The organism is Vibrio sp. 10N.261.54.A5 (assembly GCF_041471145.1).
Lineage (GTDB): Bacteria > Pseudomonadota > Gammaproteobacteria > Enterobacterales > Vibrionaceae > Vibrio > Vibrio crassostreae_C.
On sequence record NZ_JBFRNU010000026.1, the window covers coordinates 30,994 to 51,638 of the forward strand.

Annotated in this window: 24 protein-coding genes; 16 read left to right on the top strand and 8 right to left on the bottom strand. The window is 41.7% G+C overall.

Annotated elements, in window-relative coordinates; genetic code table 11:
- Positions 1-43: 43 nt before the first annotated feature.
- The gene (locus tag AB4329_RS08975) at positions 44-577 is read left to right on the top strand and encodes a hypothetical protein (RefSeq protein ID WP_372138065.1); all 534 of its coding nucleotides are present in this window, start codon (positions 44-46) and stop codon (positions 575-577) included.
- 304 nt (positions 578-881) lie between these two features.
- Positions 882-1,781, top strand: a complete 900-nt coding sequence (locus AB4329_RS08980; RefSeq protein ID WP_372138067.1) for a DUF6236 family protein — start codon at positions 882-884, stop codon at positions 1,779-1,781.
- A 171-nt stretch (positions 1,782-1,952) separates the two neighbouring features.
- Here the strand turns inward: AB4329_RS08980 and AB4329_RS08985 are convergent, their stop codons facing one another.
- Both AB4329_RS08985 and AB4329_RS08990 read right to left on the bottom strand, forming a co-directional pair.
- Entirely contained in the window at positions 1,953-3,524 is a 1,572-nt protein-coding gene (locus tag AB4329_RS08985) for a hypothetical protein (protein ID WP_372138069.1), read from the bottom strand.
- 345 nt (positions 3,525-3,869) lie between these two features.
- Entirely contained in the window at positions 3,870-4,190 is a 321-nt protein-coding gene (locus AB4329_RS08990; RefSeq protein ID WP_372138070.1) for a helix-turn-helix domain-containing protein, read from the bottom strand.
- 114 nt (positions 4,191-4,304) lie between these two features.
- On the opposite strand from AB4329_RS08990, the gene AB4329_RS08995 reads away from it, so the two are divergent.
- The 5 genes from AB4329_RS08995 (at position 4,305) to AB4329_RS09015 (ending at position 9,759) form a co-directional block, all read left to right on the top strand.
- Complete coding sequence (locus tag AB4329_RS08995) at positions 4,305-4,817, top strand: hypothetical protein (RefSeq protein WP_372138097.1); 513 nt, start codon at positions 4,305-4,307, stop codon at positions 4,815-4,817.
- Positions 4,811-6,190 carry a DEAD/DEAH box helicase gene (locus AB4329_RS09000; protein ID WP_372138071.1) on the top strand — a complete coding sequence of 460 codons (1,380 nt, stop codon included), beginning with the start codon at positions 4,811-4,813 and terminating at the stop codon, positions 6,188-6,190. The genes AB4329_RS08995 and AB4329_RS09000 overlap by 7 nt, the downstream gene beginning before the upstream one ends.
- 504 nt (positions 6,191-6,694) lie before the next feature.
- Positions 6,695-6,835 carry a hypothetical protein gene (locus AB4329_RS09005; protein WP_372138072.1) on the top strand — a complete coding sequence of 47 codons (141 nt, stop codon included), beginning with the start codon at positions 6,695-6,697 and terminating at the stop codon, positions 6,833-6,835.
- Between the two features lie 247 nt (positions 6,836-7,082).
- Entirely contained in the window at positions 7,083-8,471 is a 1,389-nt protein-coding gene (locus AB4329_RS09010; RefSeq protein ID WP_372138073.1) for a trypsin-like serine protease, read from the top strand.
- A gap of 271 nt (positions 8,472-8,742) precedes the next feature.
- Positions 8,743-9,759, top strand: coding sequence for an IS110 family transposase (locus AB4329_RS09015; protein WP_372138075.1), 1,017 nt, complete (start codon positions 8,743-8,745; stop codon positions 9,757-9,759).
- A 606-nt stretch (positions 9,760-10,365) separates the two neighbouring features.
- Here the strand turns inward: AB4329_RS09015 and AB4329_RS09020 are convergent.
- From AB4329_RS09020 to AB4329_RS09045, 6 genes are all read right to left on the bottom strand, one after another.
- Positions 10,366-11,391 (bottom strand): tyrosine-type recombinase/integrase, encoded by a 1,026-nt coding sequence (locus AB4329_RS09020; RefSeq protein WP_372138077.1) that lies wholly within the window; start codon positions 11,389-11,391, stop codon positions 10,366-10,368.
- An 81-nt stretch (positions 11,392-11,472) separates the two neighbouring features.
- Positions 11,473-12,105, bottom strand: a complete 633-nt coding sequence (locus AB4329_RS09025; protein ID WP_372138079.1) for a hypothetical protein — start codon at positions 12,103-12,105, stop codon at positions 11,473-11,475.
- Entirely contained in the window at positions 12,105-12,473 is a 369-nt protein-coding gene (locus tag AB4329_RS09030) for an STAS-like domain-containing protein (RefSeq protein ID WP_372138080.1), read from the bottom strand. The genes AB4329_RS09025 and AB4329_RS09030 overlap by 1 nt, the downstream gene beginning before the upstream one ends.
- Before the next feature lie 15 nt (positions 12,474-12,488).
- Positions 12,489-13,634: a hypothetical protein gene (locus AB4329_RS09035; protein WP_372138082.1), complete on the bottom strand. Its 1,146-nt coding sequence runs from the start codon at positions 13,632-13,634 to the stop codon at positions 12,489-12,491.
- A 3-nt stretch (positions 13,635-13,637) separates the two neighbouring features.
- Positions 13,638-14,153, bottom strand: coding sequence for a WYL domain-containing protein (locus AB4329_RS09040; RefSeq protein ID WP_372138084.1), 516 nt, complete (start codon positions 14,151-14,153; stop codon positions 13,638-13,640).
- A 32-nt stretch (positions 14,154-14,185) separates the two neighbouring features.
- Entirely contained in the window at positions 14,186-14,785 is a 600-nt protein-coding gene (locus AB4329_RS09045; protein WP_372138086.1) for a helix-turn-helix domain-containing protein, read from the bottom strand.
- A gap of 191 nt (positions 14,786-14,976) precedes the next feature.
- Between AB4329_RS09045 and AB4329_RS09050 the strand changes: the two genes are divergently transcribed.
- From AB4329_RS09050 to AB4329_RS09090, 9 genes are all read left to right on the top strand, one after another.
- On the top strand, positions 14,977-15,177 hold the full coding sequence (locus AB4329_RS09050; protein ID WP_029856908.1) for a hypothetical protein: 201 nt from the start codon (positions 14,977-14,979) through the stop codon (positions 15,175-15,177).
- The gene (locus AB4329_RS09055; protein WP_372138088.1) at positions 15,174-15,320 is read left to right on the top strand and encodes a hypothetical protein; all 147 of its coding nucleotides are present in this window, start codon (positions 15,174-15,176) and stop codon (positions 15,318-15,320) included. The genes AB4329_RS09050 and AB4329_RS09055 overlap by 4 nt, the downstream gene beginning before the upstream one ends.
- A 9-nt stretch (positions 15,321-15,329) precedes the next feature.
- Positions 15,330-15,869 (top strand): phage regulatory CII family protein, encoded by a 540-nt coding sequence (locus AB4329_RS09060; protein ID WP_372138089.1) that lies wholly within the window; start codon positions 15,330-15,332, stop codon positions 15,867-15,869.
- A 33-nt stretch (positions 15,870-15,902) separates the two neighbouring features.
- Positions 15,903-16,253: a hypothetical protein gene (locus AB4329_RS09065; protein ID WP_222782458.1), complete on the top strand. Its 351-nt coding sequence runs from the start codon at positions 15,903-15,905 to the stop codon at positions 16,251-16,253.
- Positions 16,254-16,316: 63 nt separating this feature from the next.
- Positions 16,317-16,886 carry a hypothetical protein gene (locus tag AB4329_RS09070; protein WP_372138090.1) on the top strand — a complete coding sequence of 190 codons (570 nt, stop codon included), beginning with the start codon at positions 16,317-16,319 and terminating at the stop codon, positions 16,884-16,886.
- 1 nt (position 16,887) lies between these two features.
- Positions 16,888-17,172 (top strand): hypothetical protein, encoded by a 285-nt coding sequence (locus AB4329_RS09075; protein ID WP_372138092.1) that lies wholly within the window; start codon positions 16,888-16,890, stop codon positions 17,170-17,172.
- Complete coding sequence (locus AB4329_RS09080) at positions 17,169-17,711, top strand: DNA methyltransferase (RefSeq protein ID WP_029837881.1); 543 nt, start codon at positions 17,169-17,171, stop codon at positions 17,709-17,711. Before AB4329_RS09075 ends, AB4329_RS09080 begins: the two co-directional genes overlap by 4 nt.
- On the top strand, positions 17,708-17,932 hold the full coding sequence (locus tag AB4329_RS09085) for a hypothetical protein (protein WP_029837883.1): 225 nt from the start codon (positions 17,708-17,710) through the stop codon (positions 17,930-17,932). Before AB4329_RS09080 ends, AB4329_RS09085 begins: the two co-directional genes overlap by 4 nt.
- Complete coding sequence (locus AB4329_RS09090; protein WP_372138093.1) at positions 17,932-20,490, top strand: replication endonuclease; 2,559 nt, start codon at positions 17,932-17,934, stop codon at positions 20,488-20,490. Before AB4329_RS09085 ends, AB4329_RS09090 begins: the two co-directional genes overlap by 1 nt.
- The last annotated feature ends 155 nt before the right edge of the window (positions 20,491-20,645 follow it).

Below are 20,645 nucleotides of genomic sequence, written 5' to 3' on the forward strand. Positions count from 1 at the left end.
AAACTATTTTTGTCCGCTTAATTAGGCGCTATCGAGAGGAAGTATGTCAAAAAATGAAGTGATTTTGTCCAATTCGGGGATAGGCGAATTTGTAATTTCACTTACCCCTGATATTCCAATGATCATAGTTACTATCTTTATTGGTATAAGCTCGGTGATAAATGCGCGGACAGTAAATAGAATTACTAAGGATAACCAAAAGCAACATGGGTTACAAAAGAGAGCTGAAATTCGTCAGAAGTGGCAGGATGATTTTAAGCTTAATATCTCAGAGTTAGTGTCACTAGCAACTATTGTTAACTTGCGGTGCCGAGGCGACAAAGCATTTTCATCAACATCTGAGTATTTTGAATTGTGGCAAAAGTTGTTTCATTATCAAACGCGAATAACGTTGATGATGGATGAGCAAAAAGACTATGCAACGATTATAGATCGTCTCGTGGAGGATGTATTTTCACATGCTGCAGACACAAGTATTGACACTAAAGGGTTAGCCGCATATAGCAACGCCTTGGTTGAACAATCTCAAACTGTCATAGAAAAAGCATGGCAAGATATCAATAAAGATTTGGGGTAAAAAATATAACAAACAGCCACGAAAAGTGTGCTGTTTTGACCTGAAGTTGCGAGGGTTTACCGAAGTTAATCATCAGTGCCACTTAGCAGGGTGCTACCTCTCCCATACATAAGGTAATCCGCAATCTACTAAATTAGTAAAACCACTGACACGTCTTTGCCCCAAAGCTTCTCAGAACCACGGAAGGAACAACCCAGCCAGTACAATAGTAGACGAAGTTGATATCACTTGAGTATTATAAAAAATAGAAGCAACATAGACGGAAATAATCCGTCTATAAGACGTTATATTTAAAGGAAAATTCATGAAGCGTGGTGTAGTAGTTGGTCCAACTTTTATTCCTTCTGATGGTTCTCAGGAAGGTTATCATGGCGATTTGAAATACAAATTAGAATTAGATAGCTTGCGTTTTGCTTTACTATTTTGGGACATCATAGATTATAGTGCACTCGAAAATTTTATGATGCGCGATAGTTTTCTCGGTCCTTCTAATCCAGAGCTCGACTTATTAAAACTAGAAGGGCTTGCTGTTAATGATAACCCACCTGCTGGATTGGATGTTGAGTTGGCTGGTAGAGGTCTATATATTCAAGAGATTCCGCTGTATTCACAGCTAGCATCTTTGGTCCACCTAAACAAGTCCGATGATTGTGAGTGGAGTCTTTTTCAAACGCAACCAGAAGTTTATATTCCTAAAGAAGCTTCCATTATTAGAGCGACTACCGAGTTTAGTTTATTTAACTTACTTCCAATCCCTGCTTCAGCTGTTCCCCTTGATGATGTGTTACGTTTTAGAGAAAAACGTCAACCAGAGCTTCTTGCCTTAAGAGATGTTATTGATAGCTTTACTGCAAGAATTTGCTCAGCTGAGAACTCTATCAAAGAGGCTGAAAAAGTAAAAAACACCTTAGAAAGGGAGCTTGAAAATTATAGTAAAGTAGTGCGTGAGCTTGATCAGAATGTGGTATTTAAGTCTATTACAAAAGTAGCTACTGATGATTTTGTTGCATTATCAGGGTTACTTGGCGCTTTATCAACGATGTTTACAGGGATCCCTGCATCCATACCAAGCATGTTGACACTAGGGGCTGGAGTTACCGCATCAGTAAAGCTAGCAATTAAAGATACTCCAACTTGTAGTCAGTTGCCGGGTTCTTTGAAAAACTATGCATATTTATTGTCTGCGCAAAAAGAGCTTGTTTAAACATAACAAATGACTATGGCACGATTCGCCTTACTCGTGGTAATCCGTTAGCGGATTCACCGACACGGAAGAGTCCAATTCCTTGTTTGTTACAGCCGGAAGCTATTCCCATGACTCTCCGATTGCATCACATCTTATGCCGAAGAGTGCCAGCCCCAGTATGAGTCAATATCAGTCAACGGAAACCGATAGGCTTGAAATTGATTTCGAGTTTTCATTAGGTATAAAGCTTAATTTAACACTTTTACCATCCACTATCGCATCTAAATCCATATCAAAGTAGGTGCGTTCAAACTCTAATGATTTTAGATCAAGTCCAAAATTGTCAGGCACAAAACCTTTCTTGCTAACCTTCAATTCGTTTAACCTGCCTTCTTTTTTACTTTCCAATATTTTTTTGTACTCTTCAAAGCTCGTATTGAATTGAAAAGAGCTAATATTGTTACCTAATACAATTTCTTCACCTTCAAGTAAGCTTGAAACGTAAATCAAGGTATTATAGTCCTGTTCTGATAATTCAAAGTCACCATATACTGGTACTGATAGGTTGAATTTATCTGCTATTTTTTTATAGCAATCAATGATATGAATGAGATTACCAAACTGTTCGAAAAACTCTAACTGTTCTTGATTTTGTTCTCCAATCGACATAGGGCCAATAGCTTCACCTTCTTCAAGTTCCAACCCAATGCTTAAACCGCCCCCGGTTTGAAGAACTTCTTTTGCCATTAAAAGCTTATTGAAAAAAGGCAATCTATTAACACTTTTTCCATCCCATAAAGATGTACTAATAACATAATCGCAAGTCACTTTAGGAGCTTGAGTATCTACGAGATCGTAAAAACACGATACTTTAATCAACTTATTAAACGCAAAAGCTTCAAACTTAAGGCCATTTTTCAAATTAATCTGCTTACCTTTAAAGCTTCCAAGGTAGACTTGATTTGAATGTGAGATTGCATAAAGATCAACCGTTATCCTTTTAGAGCTCGGCTGTATAGTCAATTCTCTAGTTCCTCTTTCGTCATTGCCCAATGCCTCGAATAATTTCGAACCTGTAAACCTAAAACTGTCACTGGATAATTTGAATGGCTTACCGGTCTCTCTCATCTCCTCAAGGTTAGCTTGAAATACTTCCCCATCAGATTTGTTCATTGATATAGCGAAGCTAGCGTCACTTGTTAGAGGTATAATATTTCGAAGCGTTGCTCCATTGACTACATCAGTCTGAACAGAAAACCTACTATCTAATTGGTTCAGGTGATCGTCAATAAAGCCGACCATCTTAGATGGTACACTCGCATAGAAAATAGAATCTTTACCAGATACATAATCTAAAGTGTTTTTTAAAGCCTTTGACTCAATTTCTTCTTTAGGAAGAAGTTGCTTACCAATATTATCCCTAGCGTAAGCTAAGGCATGGCTCTTCCAATCATGTAAGAGCTCTTCAGAATAGGAATCATCATCAACGTCAATAAGCCTAGAACACGTAGTGCAAAGCCAAATACCATTATCATAATGTTTTCTCTCTGCTTCTGTTTGTTCTAGCTTGTAACGAGGCCCTCCGGGTGCGGCGGCACATATATGGGCAGCGACTCCCACATTCGATGACGAACACCCATCAATTTTAGATGCCGTAGTAAGAACTCGACAGTCAGGTTTTGAACATAAATTTGCTACATGCTCTCTTAACAAGCGTTTAGTAGTATCAAGAAAGTCATGTCTTTTATGGTTTGAAGCCATCCACTACAGCCTATGTAATTTAAAATGAAGAAACAGCAACACTCTATCCATTAAGTGTATAAAAGAAAAGTATATTAATTGTGTAGTAGATGACCGAAACTGGTATCAATTTTTAGGCGATTCACGTGATTTGAAGTAGCTGAGGTTATTCGACTGTCCAGAGCGTCGTAACACATTTTGTCCAGACTCTTGCTAGGGAGTGGGCGTAATGTGTGTGATCACCAAGCGATTCTGTCGTACGGTAATTACGCTTTTGAACTCCGTCAACAAGAAGCAGTACAGTAAGATCCTAAATAGTACCTATTTAGTCAGGCCGCAGACCAAATCTAAGTCTGGATAGTGCAACTAGACTTCACGTTTACTTTTGGCTAGCAATGATGAAATTAATTCTTTCCTCTCACTCTCTGTCATTTGAGAAACAATACATGCTAGTTCTGCGGCGCTTGCATTTTCACAGAAAAAGTAACTTAAAGGCACACCTAGTTCATCGGCCAATAGCTTTAAGGTTTGTACGTCTGGGGTGTGTTTACCCTTCTCGTATTGATTCATTCTAGGGCTAGCAGAGCTTTCATCCATACCTATACGTACTCCCAATGCTTTTTGAGAGAGGTTTGCTTTTTTGCGGGCTTCTTTGAGCCGCACTGGAATTGGGTTTTCGAATGGCACTTAAGTTTCATGTCTCTGATCTCACGGTAACTAAGATTTTCTTAGTTTTACTGATTTCTGTATACTAAGCAATCCTTAGTATTTTAGTGGTATATACGGTACATGAAGCGTTCTTTGAAAATCAGTGATGAAATGCACAACCTATTGATTGAAAAAGAGATGGATGGTTTTTTAGTTGTTGAGCTAAGAGATGCATTTGTTTCGATTAATGACTCCTATGTTGATCTGGATGATGCTCGTCGTAAGGTTTATCGACAACTCCTTCGTTTGGTGAAGAACAATTGGCTTCGAGTTGAAGGGACGGGGCAGCAGAAACGATACTTTCAAACAGACTTATTTAAAGGTCTTCAAATCGATACTGTATCAGACAACACTAAGGTTACTTTTTCCACCTCGTCTGATTACTCGGTATTAAGGCACGAACGCAATCAGTACAAAGGTGAGCTAGAGATTGTTTTTGGGGAGATTAATGAGTATCAATCTCTCTGTAGCCGCTTTCCTGAACTCGAGCCGAGGTTGCTTCCACTTCTTGAGCAAGCAAGAGAGCATTCAGCGCAGTTATTAGGAAGAGTGAATGTACTCACCAGTGTTCTCAAAACACTTTGTGAGGGCAACCAGTCGTGCTAAGACAATGGCAGACAGAATGCTCAGAGAAGGCATTACAGAAATACAGTTCAAACCAGCAGCACTTCTTCTGCCAAGCAACTCCAGGGGCAGGAAAAACAGTATTGGCTGCGACGGTCGCTTCAAAGTTGCTGCAAGAGGACAAGATCGACCTTGTATTGTGTTTCTCTCCCTCTTTAACGGTTTCAAGCGGAATAAAGAAAACCTTTTCACAGATTCTTAATTGTACCTTTAATGGTGGATTAGGTTCTATTGGACGATCTCTCACTTATCAGTCGATTCAATTTCTAAATGAGGAGTTTTGGCTGACGCTAAGAAATCATCGAGTTTTTGTGGTCTTTGATGAGATACACCATTGCTCTGGTGCAGAGATTGAAAATGCGAATGTTTGGGGCCAACAAGTCCTTGCAAAGATTCAAGGACTCGCAACGTATACCCTTGCTCTTTCAGGGACTCCGTGGCGTTCAGACTCTTTGCCGATAGTATTGGGACAGTACAGCGATCCTGACGGGATACTTTTGGTTGATTATCAATACACGTTGAAACAAGCAATCGGCGATAAGGTTTGCAGAGCCCCTAAGATTGTTTTGGTTGATAATGAACATTTGACCGTGACGAACAATGAGAAGGTGGAGTCTTTTTCTTCAATATTGGAAATGATTAAGCAGACCAAGGCCTCATATCAAAGCATCATTCATAATGAAGATGCAATGGAGTACTTACTTGGGTTGGGTTGCAAAAAGCTTGCAGAAATCCGTTCTCGATCCCCGACGGCTGGAGGGTTAATTGTTGCTGCATCAGTTCAGCACGCACAAACAATTAAAAAGGTACTTTCTGAAAAGTATGCTCAATCGGTCTCAATAGTGACCTATCGGCATGAAGAGCCTTTAGCAGAGATTGAACGTTATAGACGAAGCGATACTCAATGGATTGTTAGCGTTGGAATGATTAGTGAGGGGACCGATATTCCGCGCCTTCAAGTGTGTTGTCACATGAGTTCAGTCAAAACCGAATTGTACTTCAGACAGGTGCTCGGGCGAATTCTTCGTGTGAACGGCGTGACAAATCAACAAGCGTGGCTATTCACCTTTGCTGAACAAAGCTTGATTGACTATGCAGAAAGGATTGAACAAGATATTCCTGAGTCGTGTATATATGCAAAATGGGAAAATTTTGCAGAAGCCGAGCCAGATACTAAGCGCAACCGTCTGAGCGAAAAGGGGTTGCTAGAAGAGCGTGGAGGACTTAGCTCTAAGCTGGTATGGAATGGCACAACAAAGAACACTGATAATATTGATATCGCACTTGGCGCGTTTGATGAGCTTCGGCTCGGAGCTTTTAGACAGCGGGTAATATCGGCATTTTTGGCTTCTTGAGTAGGCCTATTATTTACCAAGCCGCTTAACTCAATCAAAATTCAGCGTTTTTACTTTGGGTGGCGTGGCTTAGGGGCTCGTTAATACCACACTTTAGTTCTGAATTGCTCCTGGCCCTAAAGAGCTAGTAAATTCTGCTAGCTCAAAAAAGCGCGATCATCGCTAGCAAGGTTTTGCCCCATTATCAGTTTCGTCAAAAACTCTGCATGGGTAGATAGCCGAATTTTGCCCAAATACAGCTAATATGTTCCGAAAGGTCATCAAGCATGAATAATGGGTGTCATGATGAAGTTCTGCAAAAGAGTGAATAGGACTGTAATACACTTTAAAGTCCTGTCAGATTGATGCTGATCATATTTCTGGATGAGTCTTCGTTTCTAATTGAAATTTTTGTTTTGTTTTATTTAACAGCTTGTTAGATTTACTTAGCACTTAATTCGCACTATTAATAAACGATGGTGCAGTAGACATATAACTCAACACATTAATTCAAGGGAATGAAAGATGATGTTAAGAAAAACTTCAATTGCTGTCGGTGTACTGACAGTATTAACGAGCTTAAATGCCAGTGCGGTACGCATGGGAACGGACGTTGCCGAAGCTGACTATGACGACTTGCGAAGTGTATTTTCCATGATGATATAGATGTATCAGCTACACGAATTTCGGAGTCATACCATGTTTAATTTTATCAAAACCGCCGCCAAAGACTTAGCTTATTTCTTAATGAGTGTCTTGCTTGAAAGAGTTTTTGCGCTGCTATTCGCACTTTTAATTTACATGCTCTTATTGGGATAACAAAAAGGCTAACATGCAAAAGCTTGCGCCCTTAAAAAGCTATGAGATATTAGAAACTTAACGACCCACATTAGATTCAAGGAATACAGAACATATGATGTTAAGAAAAACTACAATTGCTGTCGGCATACTGACAGTGTTAACGAGCTTAAATGCCAGTGCGGTACGCATGGGAACGGACGTTGCCGAAGCTGACTACCGCGACCATACAGTACGCTTTGAAGTCTCTAATCCAGAGGGGCTAACATCGACCTGTGGCGGCTTACTGATTTCTGGCGAATACATCCTTACGGCGGGACACTGTACTGGTGATAGTGCTTACACATCGAATTACACTGAATACCTGCCTTGGCTTGACAGTGGGGCGTCTAATTCTATTACCGTTTACAAGGGCGTTGAGCGATATGCTGACGGGATTAGCACCACCTATTCAAACCTTGATGTGTACGGTACATTTGAATCTGCCTACAACTCTATGCTGAATGAGTTAGCCTACATTGAATCCGTACATGGCGCATCGAAATTCGCATCGCAATACTTCTGGTATGATTTGGATTGGTCGCGTATTACAGGACAGCGAGATATTGCGCTCATTCAACTTTCAGAAAAAATACCGCAGCAGCATCAAGCGGCTATTAAACCTATTTTTGATAGTATCAGCGAAACATTTTATTTAGAAACAGGGGATACGTTTACCTTTCGTGGTTGGGGGAACGATGAAACAAATTCAGCTCCAACCTTAATGCAAGAAACTACGCTTGAGATCCCTTTTGATCATGGTGGTTACAACCCGAATAAACCTGTTGATTCATTAGATACAACCGCTGATTGTGACAGTTCATCAGTTGAATGTGAATATCGAACATTTGATTACCTTATCGTCAAACCGACTGTGGTGAGTGGTACGGCAAGCTCTGGGGATTCTGGTACACCGATGGTCTTGGATGGTAACGCTTTAATGTTAGCGTCTTCTGAGTCTTTCGATCACACTCAAAATATGTTTGCAAATATTGGTTCGTACCTAGAAAACATTGCTACTGCCATCAACAAAGTCACTGCGCCGTCAGCAATGATTTTTGATATTGTTGAGAGTGATACCAACTCAATCACCAGTACATTTAAAGTGCAAAACCTGACTCAGTTTGCCGACTACGTAGCCCCTAGCTTGACGGGTGATACGGGCAGCTTCACGGTCACTGGCTGCGATGTAAGCCTCGACACTTACGAGTCATGCGAACTTACGCTGACGGTTAACCCAAACGGCGTAGCTCAAAGCACTGACAGTAACGTAGAGCTTTATTTAAACGATACCAATAACACCATTATCCCTATCAGTTCGGTAATAGCAAAAGAGTTACCCGAAGATAACGACGGTAGCGACGGTAGCGACGGTAGTGGCAGTGGTGGCAGTGGTGGCGGCTCAACAGGACTGTTTTCGTTATTTGGGTTACTCGCCCTTACGCGATTGAGAAAGTCGAAGTAATATAGAAACCCAATTAGTCAAAATCCAAGTGAGCTTAAATATAGCAGTCGTTGTACGGATGCGGTCTATTGTAGGTAAGCTCACTTAATCCACATTTAAGCGATTGCGACTCTTTCATCGCGCTTTAGCTGTCTACAACTCATTTTTCAATACACCAAGTTATTCATGAATGCCTAATTTAGCAAAATCTGTAACAAGCTAATAAGATGGTACGCCCCACCCACACGCTAAACTTAACATTGTTAGGTTCAGTTAAATAAAGGTGACCATCATGACTACTATTCGCGTTATCGGTATCGATTTAGGAAAGAACACATTTCATCTTATCGGCCATGATTACTCAGGTAGAGAAGTCTTCAGAAAGAAGCTTAACAGACAAAAGCTGCTTCAATTATTATCAGTTCATGAACCTGTTATTGTTGCGATGGAAGCTTGTGGTGGCGCTCATTGGCTGGCGAGGCGGTGTGAGTCTTATGGACATCAAGTCAAATTGATTCCTGCTCAGTATGTTAAACCTTACGTAAAAACAAACAAAAATGACTTCATCGACGCTGATGCAATTGCAGAAGCCTCAATGCGTCCAAATATGCGCTTTGTCTCTCCAAAAAGTGAATTAGCTCAAGTATGTACAGTCGTCCGAAAAATCAGAGCAGGTTATCTCAAGGAAAGAACAGCGTGCATGAATAGGATAGGTTCAATTCTTCTAGAGTTTGGGATAAGTTTTCCGAGAGGGCATCACAACATGAAGAACCTATTTCAGTATTTAGCCGATAATAAAGAACCCGTTCCACCAATGTTAATTTTGGAGCTTAGAGAACAATTAGCTCATTACAATCAATTGAATGCATGGATTAAAGAGCAGGAAAAGAAATTAGAAAACTTACTGAAAGACGATGAATTGTTGACTCTTTTACAAAGTGTCCCAGGAATTGGGCCGATGACAGCTTCTTGTTGCTTGTCAACTGTAGGGAACCCTACCGATTTTGCGAATGGTCGTAATTTTGCTGCTTGGATTGGTTTAACGCCACATCAATATTCTACTGGTGGCAAATCAAGAATGCTCGGAATATCGAAACGAGGAAACAAAGAGCTTAGAGAACTATTCGTCCATGCTGCTAGGGCTGTTATCTGGAGAGATGGGACGGCTGAACGTTACTTTGGCTCTTGGCTTATTGACCTGAAGCGCCGGAAACCATTCAATGTTGCCCTTGTTGCTTTAGCAAACAAATTGGCTCGGATAGCATGGTCAGTAATGGTGACTCATAAAGCTTTTGAAATAAGAGTATAAATCAGATTTGCAGATGATATATAAAGATGACAAAACGGTTAGACCACCAGATTGAAGACCTGATGGACAGAACAGCAACATAGAATGCTTTCACGTTTTTGAGGACAATCTGGCGCGGATCTCATCGTAGAGCTGGGACTAATGCAAGTCTCACACAGACTCTGAATACATTAGCGCAAACCAACTCCGTTATTTTTGATTTATCACTTGCAAAACGGGGCATACCATACATTCTGTCCAAAAGTTTCTTACGCAGAGTTGTGGTTGTATGTGGTTGTATGAGAGGCATGTATGATGCAACGGAGGATTGCTTTGATCGACTTGATGGGATAGTTGAGAATTTTTGGATGATTTTCTCAGGTTTTGGTTAGAGAAAGGGCTTTTTGTTGAGAAAGTCATGAACCCATTGGTATTGTTGGTCTCTCTCATGATTCATAAAAACAAAAATTAATTCTTGGAGATCTTAAATCATCCTAACAGGGGCTAGGCGTAGCAAGGTGTATCAAGGCTTTGCTTGTGGTCACTTCGTCAATAATCATCAATATTTATCTATATTCTGAAAATTTGTGGACATGATGTGGACGTTTTAGTGTCCACGTTAGTCACTTATTTGAGGGTAGCTAAAGGGTTTTTCGTGACCACATCTTCTAGGTGATCGGGGGCTAGGTGAGCGTATCGCATGGTCTGTTTTATGTCACTGTGACCAAGGATTCGTTGCAGGGCGATAATGTTACCACCGTTCATCATGTAGTAAGACGCAAAAGTATGGCGCAGAACGTGGGCAGCTTGCTGCTTTAGTCGTGGAACATTGCGCACGATGAATCGGTAAACCGTCGAATAGCCAATGTTAAACAATGGGCCTGAACCCTCTTTGTAAATCACATCATAAAGTTCTGGGCTGATCGGTACCGAGCGATTCTTTTTGCCTTTCGTCTGCGTGAACGTGACTTTGTACTTGGTGAGCTGTGCGCCAGTAAGTCGTGACGCTTCACGGAATCGACCACCTGTAGCTAAACAAAGTTTGATGATCTTGTGCATGTCGTCGTGGAACTCGTGCGCTTCGGCATTGGCAATCAGTGTTTGCATTTCCTCAACGGTCAAAAACTCCATTTCCGTTTCATGTAGTTTGAATTGTCGAACAGACTGCAGAGGGTTTTCACCTTTCCATTCGCCCATTCGTTGCAGTTCAACAATCACCGCATTTAGCAAGTCTTGTTCGTTGTTGCAGGTGCGAAATGTAACAGCCACTTTTCTCCCGTTCAGGTCTGCGACTTCTCCGGCAATGCGTCGAGTTCGATAGTCGGTGAACATAGCTGGCGTGACTTTTTGATAAAGCGGATCGCCCATTGCTAACCCAATAACCTTTAGTTTGTTATAGGTGTATTTTGAATGGGCTAATGACTGGCCGTGGCGTTCCTGCCATAAATCAATCATATCCAGTAGGCTGCGAGTTTGGCTTTTTTCACCTAACCACGGTTTGTCGTCTGTCTCTTTTAAAACAAACTTTTCATAAGCCATGGCTTCGCCCTTAGTAGCGAAGCGTTTTCTTATGCGTTTACCGTTGCGACCATTTGGTCGAACATCGCAAATCCATGGCTTTTTGTTTCCGTCTTCTACTTTTCTAACGGCCATTTAATTAAGTACTCGTAGGTAAAGGCTCAATTATTTGGAGGTGCTTAAATTATTCGGAGGTAGCTCCGAGTATTCGTTAAGCTAAGTATCTACGCCGGTGGCCTGCACACGTATTTGAGTACATAACCGAATTATTTCGCCACAGCGTTTGAGGTCTTCCTGCCTTTGTGTAGTCTCAAAATCACCACCAGTTGCACAGTCATATAAATCGCCAAGAAGTGTGTTCATTTCTTTGTTGAATTTGCTTCTGGATTTATCCAAGAAGAATCTTGCAGCTATTTTTTTCTGACTATCTCTTAACAGTCGTAACTCTGCTTTCATTCTCATTTCTTTAATGAGTATGCCTTTCGAATGCCGACTATTGTATGGATGCATCCAATATTCAGTAGCAGTTTTTTCGAAGCGGTCTAGAACAACTTCTAGTTTTGCTACTTCAGATGAAAGCCTTTTTTTGACGTCTACAACATACCAATAGATTACATTGAACAAAAATGCGGCTATGACTGAACTTAAAGCACCAACAATGGCTACAGGATAAGAACCGTCTGGTATGCCGCTCAACGTCTTATCAAGGTGGACTAGAGATTCAATTAGCTCTCCATTGTTGGTTTGAACAGTTGGGAGCGCGGATAAAGAAAAGTCGCCTGTGAACGGCTCACAAGCGACTAATTCATGTTTGACTTCTATGATCAATTCATCATCGTTTACTTTCATCAACGTGGCTCGGTTGCTTGATAAACTTTAGAGTTAAATTTTGCTTCTTTGATATATTTCCGAGCTCTGGAAGCATAAAACTCATAATCAGAATCTGAGTACTTAAAGTCTATTTTTGCAAGCAGGTCTTTAGCAGAGATATAACCATACTTAACCATTCCTGCAAAGCCCTCTGTAAGAAAGGATGAACCATAAGTGTCAACATCATCATCTAAAATAAATGTCACTTTTTCACCTGGTGTAAGTTCAGAGACTAGTTTTTTTAGATGATCTTCTCTAAATGCTTCACCGCTTCTTGCGCCTGTATCCGAATAGAAGCGCCCTGACGGTTCATTTGAAAACTCTGTACCAATATTAAAAATGCTCATTCTCTAACCCCAATTTTAAAGAGTAACGCGCCAAACAATTAAAGTACCTTCTACAGGGTACTCGGAGCGAGACGTTTTAGTAAGTTGTTTCTTTCCTTCGACACTAAAGGTGTATTGTCCTTTGCCACTTAGTATAGAAAGCATTCCACTTTCTCTTTGCTTAATGAATTCAAGAAGATCACCCAGTCCTTTTCCTCTATCTTCTTCTTCGGTTCTAGTTCTACCATACTCAACAGCTGCTTTTAATTGGTGCTGATCTTGTCGTTTCTCAGATGACAACAGGCTATAAATTTCTTCTTTCCACTTCGATTTTGGTAAAGTTTTCGGAATGCTAGCCCCTTGATCATAGAATACGACCTTGAGTTCTTGAGTAGTTTCATTATAAGAACCAGTCATATACCATGCTTCTTCTCGTGTTCTTCGTTCCCAATAATCGGGATATGCATGGTGGAATACGTTGGTAATTGCTTCATCTAAGCCGCTAGCAAGGAAAGTCCATTTCGCGATCTTATCACCAACAAGTTTATGTATTTCTTCTCTTAGTTCTCGGATTTTTCCACTGTCGCCACAATAGCCTTTTATGTACCTAACCAAACGGGTATCTGAGCAGTTGTCTGTACAAACAGGTGGCTTTCCATATTTATTTTCGAACAGGTCAAAAAAGCCAAGGTCATGCAGTTGACTGTATATTTCAGCATTCCATTGTTTGATTTTAGGGCTGAGTTTGTTGCGAATGGTATCTTCCCAATTTGATAGTTCTGCTGTTAACACCAATGCTGCTGGGGTAGACAACTTTCGTAAACTATCAAAGTTCACACTGGCGAGATTGTATGCTCCTCGTGGAAGAGGTCGCCCACCATTTTTGCCAATGTATCTTACAAGCATGCTTAAAGCGTTAATGTGCTGTAAGGTTTCATCTTTATTTTGCTCAAAGTCCATTTGTTCAGGCAAGTGGATAACAGTACCTTTTTTGCGACTTTTTGCCAGCTTATATCTTAAGCCTTTTTTAAACTCTTCTTCTAAATAATCATTAAGAGGTTGGTAGTCAATCTTGCTCAGTTTACTCAAGGGTTGGTGTTTAATAGGTCTTCTGTGTTTTTTTAACTCTTTGAGCCGTTCTATGACGTCCCTTTGACGTTGTTTATCTGTTATTTTTTTCATTGTTTATAACTTGATATTTAGGGAATTTGTTATCTCTTCAGAATCTAAGTGCAGGTAGTTTTCTATCCATTCTGGCAGGTCATAGCGTTTCGCTCCAACTTTGAGTTTGGTTTCAATTCTAGCTGTTTTAAATGTTCTAGATTCTTCGCTTTTATGGCATACCCCTTTTATGTAGGCTCTTTTGTTACCATCAAAACCAAACTCTGTGGGAGATATTGAGCGCCGTTCTCTATCGTCATATTTCCGGTAAGTAAACTCTATGTCGTCACTTTGACCGGCCCACAGTACAGTCAGTTCTTTTGTCCAATCCTCCACAGAGTCATAAGCTCTATGACCTATTTGGTGATCGAGGTTAAACCTTTCACAAAGTTCAATTTGCTCAGTGATCGACAAGTTATTTTTTACCGCATAAGCATTAAAGTTGTCTCTATCTTTTAACAAGTGGTTACCATATTTTCTGGAGACTAATGCTAAAACTACTGCGAGTAACACTAAAGACAAACCAATCCATAGCCACATAAAACTGCCCTCCTAGCCAATTAACAAAATTATTATTCTTTGTTCATGCTCATGGTTACTCGACCAAGCACGTTTATGTCTTCTTCTGATACTTCAATAGTTGAGTTGCCGAAACTGATAGCAAGCTTTTTACCGGGCAGTCGCTGAACATGATTTATTGAATGAGCACCGTCAATTTGAATCAGATAGCGACCTGATGTGGCATGAGTTTCTTCTGAGTTGATAAAGCATCGCTGTCCATCATGATCTACGATAATTGTCTTGCTAGCTTTCAGTCCGTAACCATCCAGTGTAAGAGAGTCCAAAGAAAGCGATCCTCTTTCTTCTAATTGACCATTTACTATTGAATTAATTTTGATGGAGTCAGCAGGGACTTGTTCGTCATCAAATGGCTGGCCCTCACCTAAAGCAAGGTATCTAACAGAAGCTCCAGATTTCAGATGTTCTCTGACAATAAGTTCAAACCCTGTTCGATCGTGATGATGCCAAGTCGAGAATGTAGAACTTGGTATGCCGTAGTAGTCACTCATAAGCTCATATGTCTTACATCCAGTCACTTCTTTTAGCTTTTTTGTAAATTCTCGCCCTTTCAAATACTCAAATGGAGGGACTTTTGCTTTTAGTCTGCTCATATAACAAGCCTGCTTTCACTTAAATGACAAACTGGACCTAAAAACGCTTTAAATGAGATCTGAAAATAATTTCTTATTTTAAAATCTTGCAAATGAAAGAATTTGATCGTAAGTTTATCTCATACGAAATGATGGTTAACCAATATCACTCAATTACCATCAAATACACTCAAACAAGTAGGATACCACTTATGGCAACTCTACAAATAGCAATTGATGCGCCTATCTGCACAAAAAAAGAATTTTTACGTCGCACTGGCATGTCCTCATCTACGTTCGACCGTCAGAAAGACCTTGGCAACATTCCTGTAGTTCCAAAACAAGACACCAAGGGCCTGATTATGGTCAACATGGTGAAGTACATGGAAAAGCTAGCGGCGCAACAAGTATGAAGTTCGCTATCCCACCTAAAACCAAACTCACCCAGCAAGATGCAATGAGTGAGTCTTGGGAAGATAAATACCCGAACAAATGCCCAGTATGGCTAGAAGTAATTGGCTGGGCTTTCGTTTTCGTACCGTTCTTCTTCAATTGAGTATTAGTTATGGACGCAAATAACTCAATGTGTGTATTACGTGAACGCAAACAACAAACTTTTGATGCGGCTTGTTGTGATTTTGTCGTCAATCACGATGTTGAAGCGATAGCCCGAAAGCTTGAACTTAACGGCACAATGCTTCGCAACATGCTGAACCCAAACCAACCGCACGTGCTTAAACCTGTTGTGCTTGCTTCTATCAGCCGTGTTTCTGGCGATTACTCAATCGTAAATACGTTATTTGCAGATGATGGGGTGGTCACTATCCCACTACCAAAAGCAGAAGATGATCTGAACCTGCTTGAACGAGTTCTACAGCTAAACACTCATTCTGGTGAGCTTTCTAGCGATGCGTTAGCCATGTGCACCGCAGAGCGTTTACCGCGATCTACCAAACGCAAAACACTAGCCAAGGCACAAGCTGCTTTAGGCAACTTGGTTTTGCTAATCAATGACCTTGAACACCGCACCACAGGCTTGCACCCACTTGTACAAATGGGCACAGACTTTTTGGCTAATGGTGCGCCTATCCCCGGCTTAGCCTAAACAGCTTGAGCCAAGAAGAGGAGAGAAAACACCATGAGTCAGTTAGCCAATAAACAAGACCTACAACCGCCTGTTCATCAAGTAAGTACGCCAAGCGCACTAGAAAGTATTGCTGCGTGTAAGTCGCTTTTCGATAAAGGCGCAAAGCGTCAAAAGCTTCGCAAGATGTATGACGAAATGAGTGATCGCAGCCGTGGGTTAATCCTGATCGCAGGTGGTATGCCAGCGAAAGACTATAACCGTTCATTCGATTCATTTGATGATTTAGAACTGCAGAAAGTCCGTTCTGGTATGCAGCTTTTAAAAGAAATGGTGTTGAAGTTTGACCGCAAAGTGGGCGATGTCCGCCGCTTGAAACACTCCGATATTTGCAACGTGAATTAATCACCTAGCCAGCCTTGCCCCTGAAAGGGGGCTTTTTTTCGTCTTAGCGTAGGAGCATAGAAGATGAGTGATATTAATTTAGAAGCAAACGAAGCTTTGAGAATGGCAAGAGAAGCGCAAGCTATTGCCACAAAGCTGAATGAAGAAACAAAAGAGCGCATGGCTCAAACTCGCCAAATGCATGATGCAATGTTGATTAGCCAACGCCGTGTTTGTTATGCGTTCAGCACTCTATTGCCTAAGCCACACCAAGGCGATTTTTTAACAGTGATTTCCCCAGAAGCGTTAGAAGATGAAGCCAAGAGCATTCTTGAACAGGTATCGAAAAGACAAGAGTCGGATGTGATCAATACGATTGTGAATCTAGCACTAGTCAATAGTGATGTGATCCAAATTCATGTGAATGTTACGAGTATCGAAGATGTGTCCGTCCAAGTTTATAAGCTTGGTGATATGAAAAAGTACAACTATCGAAATGTGCCATGTTTGCTTCACGAGAGTGTTGAGTTTGATGTCAGATTTTCAAAGGACAACGAAACGGTTCTAGGCCAGTTATTGAGATTAGAAGACAAACTGATTGACCTGATCGCGGAAGCGCGTGAAGAAGCCGAAACAAACGTGGAGGCTAACTGATATGTGCAATTGTTTTGATGAAATGCTTGCGAGAGTTAAGGACGCAGCTACTGAGCAACTAAAAGACACTCCAATGGTTGAGGGCTCTTTAAAAGTAGAATGGAAAAACCGTGTGTTCTTTCTTGATGGTAAAGAGTCTGCACCTGTAGCTCTTTATGTGGAAACAGAGTACCGCCCACTAAAGAAAAATAATGAGCCAATGAAGAACAAAAAGAAGCTAGAAAACGGCTTCAAAATGTCTAATTGCCCTTTCTGCGGAACTGCATTTGATGAGGTGGCAGCATGAGTTCAACTACCGGAAAAGTGCAACCTCGTGAGCTGTACCCAACGCCGCCAGAAGTTGTCGACGCATTGCTATCAAAGTTAACCGTTCGCCCAACCGACAAGTTTTTAGAACCTTGTTACGGTACTGGTGCAATCTTCGACAAGATAGCTTTGCCACAAAGCCAAAAGTCATTTGCTGAAATCGAAAAAGGTATTGATTACCTAACAACTGATTTCGGTACCCAAGACGTGATCATCACTAACCCTCCGTTTTCACTAACGGAGGAGTTCATTCGCAAAAGCCTAAGTGAGTTAGCCCCAGATGGGACAATGGCATACCTGCAGCGTGTTAACTATTTAGGCTCTAAGAAGCGTTTGCCTTTCTGGTTTGAAATCGGCTTTCCGCCAAAGTGTCCAATCATCGTTCCTCGTCCTCGCTTTGTGGGCGGCGGTTCAGATTCGTGTGAATACGCTTGGTTTATCTGGGATAACGGCAACCGCTTCGATATTCCTCAAGGGCTAAGCCATATCGTTTCTGTTGGTCATGAGGTGGCGGCATGAGCGAACCAAAACAAGTGCTTTGCCAAGACTGCTTGAAACTTAAACCTTTCACAGCGGCTCGTCATAACTCAGAAGAACAGTGTGAATGCGGTGGTGATTTCTGTGGTTGTAGTGGGTGCCAGCACACTATCAAAGGTCTGCTGGCAGGTGAAACCAATGCAAAAGTTCTAGGAACCTTGAAAGACATTCACGGTTGGACTTCTGAAGGCATTAAGTCTTAATGGCCGAGAAAATCACATTTACCACTGAACAAAAACGTGCAGCCTCCATCGCTTGTCAGCAATGGGGGCATTTGCACGTTTATCCGCAAAAGCCTAAGACGGTAGAAATTTCGGCAGAACGTCCGGTGTTTGATCGTGAACCTGAAGGCATGAGTGTCACTGAACGCAAAATATTTGAAGCGAATCCAGAAGACTTCGAATGGGCGCGAGAAAGAATTAAAGATCTACCGGATTACCTAACCAAGTACTTTGTTACTCGTTACGTTTCAGTGTTCGAAAAGAAAGGTCGTAAAGATGCCAACATATTTTTGCGTGAACGTATGGGGCCAGCCGCTGAACGTGCGCTGATGGTTTTACGCAAATACAAAAAGTTACCGACAACCCAAAAGGTTGCTTTGCTCAGTGAAGATAATGAAAGCACTGACCAAAGCGACTTAGCTAACAACAGCCAAGCTTACTTTGACTTTGAGAAGGCAGAGCGTAACCGCAAGCCAGTTAAAAGCCGATTACTGGCAGAGCTTGAGCAAACAGAACTACGCGACATGGCTTTTAATATCTCCAATATTGTTGACCGCTTTAGAATGATAGAAGCGAGCAAGTACCATGCGAAAACAGATCTAGGTACTGAAATGGCGGCGGTGTTCACCTATGAGCAAGTGGCTGAATTTGTAGCTAGCTCTTTTGGAGTGAAGCCTCCGAGAAAGTACAAAGACCAATCTGAGCTATCAGCACTGCAAGATATTTCAAAGATGATTAGCGAGAAGTGGTGGTGTAACCGCTTAAAGAAGATTCGCAAAATCATGCGCGAGCATCTTGCCATTGCAATGGGGCAAGTTTCTTCAAAAGCCTCTCCTTATGCTTCATGGGATTGCATTCGCGAGCACCGAGAGCAGCAGACCAAAAATTGGGAATTCATTAAGCAGTGTGAACTGTTTGATGAAGAAACCGAAGAAGTGACGGATCTGGCTCCAATGGTATTGAAAAGCGTGTCTAACCCTGCAATTCGTCGTCATGAATTAATGGTGCGTTGCCGTGGTTGTGAAGACATTGGCAACGAGCTGGGTTTGCAAGGTCTGTTCTTAACGTTGACCACTCCATCTAAGTATCACAACTCGTACAAGAAAGGCGGCTTTATTGGTCACTGGAATGGTGCAAGTCCACGTGATGCGCAATCTTACCTAAACAACGTTTGGCAGCGAATCCGCGCCAAACTAGGTCGTGATGAAATCCGTTGGTTTGGTGTTCGTGTCGCTGAGCCACACCATGACGGCACACCACACTGGCATTTGCTTATCTGGGTAAAACCAGAAGACGTGATGCAAGTGCGTGACATCTTCATTTCTTACGCCACGCAAGAAGACCGTGGCGAACTGCACCCAGAACTTGAGAAAGAGAAGAAAAAGCCGTTCCGCAAATGTGCTTACGTTGGGCCGCTAGATTACCGCCCACGTTGTGACTTTGGTTTTATTGACCCAGAGAAAGGTACTGCAACGGGCTATATCGCCAAATACATTTCAAAGAACATTGACGGCTTTGCAATGGACGGGGAGATCTCGGACGAAACAGGCAAGCCAGTAAAAGACATGGCGAAGAATGTTAGTGCTTGGAAAAGCCGTTGGAACATTCGCCAGTTTCAGTTCTTCGGTGGTGCGCCAGTCACGACTTACCGTGAACTACGCCGCTTCGCTAACCAGAACAAAAAAGCGTTTATGGAATACCTCTTCATGCAAGAGCGTGTCGACCTACTCACTATTTACTCAATGCTTCAGCGTGATCTTGTTGGGCCTATTAAACCTAGCAAGCTGATTACCAATGAAGAGTTAATGAAAGTGATTGGTGATAGCTACCAGTCACGCATGAAGACCGAAGACGCAAGCATCACAGACACTTTAAAAGCTGCTGACCATGGTAACTGGCAAGGTTACATCATGGGGCAAGGTGGCCCATTCGTTAAGCGTGAAGATTTACTGATCGTGAACTCTTATGAAGTACTACCGTTCGCTTCACCTCATGGCGAAGATGTTCGCAAAATTGAGGGCTTCACTACACCAGAAGAAACCATCAAAACACGCACCAAAGTTTGGACGATTCAGAAGAAATCAAAGGTTAACGATGAAGCTAAAGCGTGCGCTCTTGGGAGCGAAGCGACCGCTTTTGGAGCCTCTGGCTCCTCTCGGAGTTCTGTCAATAACTGTACGGAGCTCGATGAGGTACAGGTCTGCGATCAGCTAACTAGATTGTTAAGCCCAAATGAAATAGTGGCGAATAGCCCACCAAATATGGGTGCTTTTTCGGTTTCTGCCTTATTAAAAGGCAGCTCAGTTCGAATTGATAATGAGACAAGCATTCAAATCCGCCCTGCGGAGGTAGACGAACACGGCAATAAACGCCCAGCGCAACTGGTCGAAGTGAGCCGAGTGCCTGCGGATGATATGAATTGGCTGAATTTTGAGGGTTGGGACAAGACATTTGCCCAACCGGAACAAGTAAAAGAAGAATACCAACAACCTGACCTTTCGTTTTTCCCTGAAGCGGAATTCGACTGGCCGTTAGTCTAGAAAATAGTCCGGCTTTGATAATGTTGAATGTTTTGGTTGTGATGGAGTTCAAATTTATTGAAATTGATGTTTTTCGTATTAAACGTGGCAAAATGTCGAGATAAATTGAGTGTTTTATTACAATTTAATATTTATATGTAATTGATATATAAGAA

Coding starts and splice junctions, on each gene's coding strand:
- AB4329_RS09060 (WP_372138089.1), top strand. CDS start 15,330: ATGGACGCAAATAACTCAATGTGTGTATTACGTGAACGCAAACAACAA.
- AB4329_RS09080 (WP_029837881.1), top strand. CDS start 17,169: ATGAGTTCAACTACCGGAAAAGTGCAACCTCGTGAGCTGTACCCAACG.
- AB4329_RS09025 (WP_372138079.1), bottom strand. CDS start 12,105: ATGAAAGTAAACGATGATGAATTGATCATAGAAGTCAAACATGAATTA.
- AB4329_RS09040 (WP_372138084.1), bottom strand. CDS start 14,153: ATGTGGCTATGGATTGGTTTGTCTTTAGTGTTACTCGCAGTAGTTTTA.
- AB4329_RS09085 (WP_029837883.1), top strand. CDS start 17,708: ATGAGCGAACCAAAACAAGTGCTTTGCCAAGACTGCTTGAAACTTAAA.
- AB4329_RS09055 (WP_372138088.1), top strand. CDS start 15,174: ATGAAGTTCGCTATCCCACCTAAAACCAAACTCACCCAGCAAGATGCA.
- AB4329_RS09035 (WP_372138082.1), bottom strand. CDS start 13,634: ATGAAAAAAATAACAGATAAACAACGTCAAAGGGACGTCATAGAACGG.
- AB4329_RS09050 (WP_029856908.1), top strand. CDS start 14,977: ATGGCAACTCTACAAATAGCAATTGATGCGCCTATCTGCACAAAAAAA.
- AB4329_RS09005 (WP_372138072.1), top strand. CDS start 6,695: ATGATGTTAAGAAAAACTTCAATTGCTGTCGGTGTACTGACAGTATTA.
- AB4329_RS09010 (WP_372138073.1), top strand. CDS start 7,083: ATGATGTTAAGAAAAACTACAATTGCTGTCGGCATACTGACAGTGTTA.
- AB4329_RS09020 (WP_372138077.1), bottom strand. CDS start 11,391: ATGGCCGTTAGAAAAGTAGAAGACGGAAACAAAAAGCCATGGATTTGC.
- AB4329_RS09070 (WP_372138090.1), top strand. CDS start 16,317: ATGAGTGATATTAATTTAGAAGCAAACGAAGCTTTGAGAATGGCAAGA.
- AB4329_RS09065 (WP_222782458.1), top strand. CDS start 15,903: ATGAGTCAGTTAGCCAATAAACAAGACCTACAACCGCCTGTTCATCAA.
- AB4329_RS08980 (WP_372138067.1), top strand. CDS start 882: ATGAAGCGTGGTGTAGTAGTTGGTCCAACTTTTATTCCTTCTGATGGT.
- AB4329_RS09030 (WP_372138080.1), bottom strand. CDS start 12,473: ATGAGCATTTTTAATATTGGTACAGAGTTTTCAAATGAACCGTCAGGG.
- AB4329_RS08975 (WP_372138065.1), top strand. CDS start 44: ATGTCAAAAAATGAAGTGATTTTGTCCAATTCGGGGATAGGCGAATTT.
- AB4329_RS09090 (WP_372138093.1), top strand. CDS start 17,932: ATGGCCGAGAAAATCACATTTACCACTGAACAAAAACGTGCAGCCTCC.
- AB4329_RS09075 (WP_372138092.1), top strand. CDS start 16,888: ATGTGCAATTGTTTTGATGAAATGCTTGCGAGAGTTAAGGACGCAGCT.
- AB4329_RS08985 (WP_372138069.1), bottom strand. CDS start 3,524: ATGGCTTCAAACCATAAAAGACATGACTTTCTTGATACTACTAAACGC.
- AB4329_RS09045 (WP_372138086.1), bottom strand. CDS start 14,785: ATGAGCAGACTAAAAGCAAAAGTCCCTCCATTTGAGTATTTGAAAGGG.
- AB4329_RS09015 (WP_372138075.1), top strand. CDS start 8,743: ATGACTACTATTCGCGTTATCGGTATCGATTTAGGAAAGAACACATTT.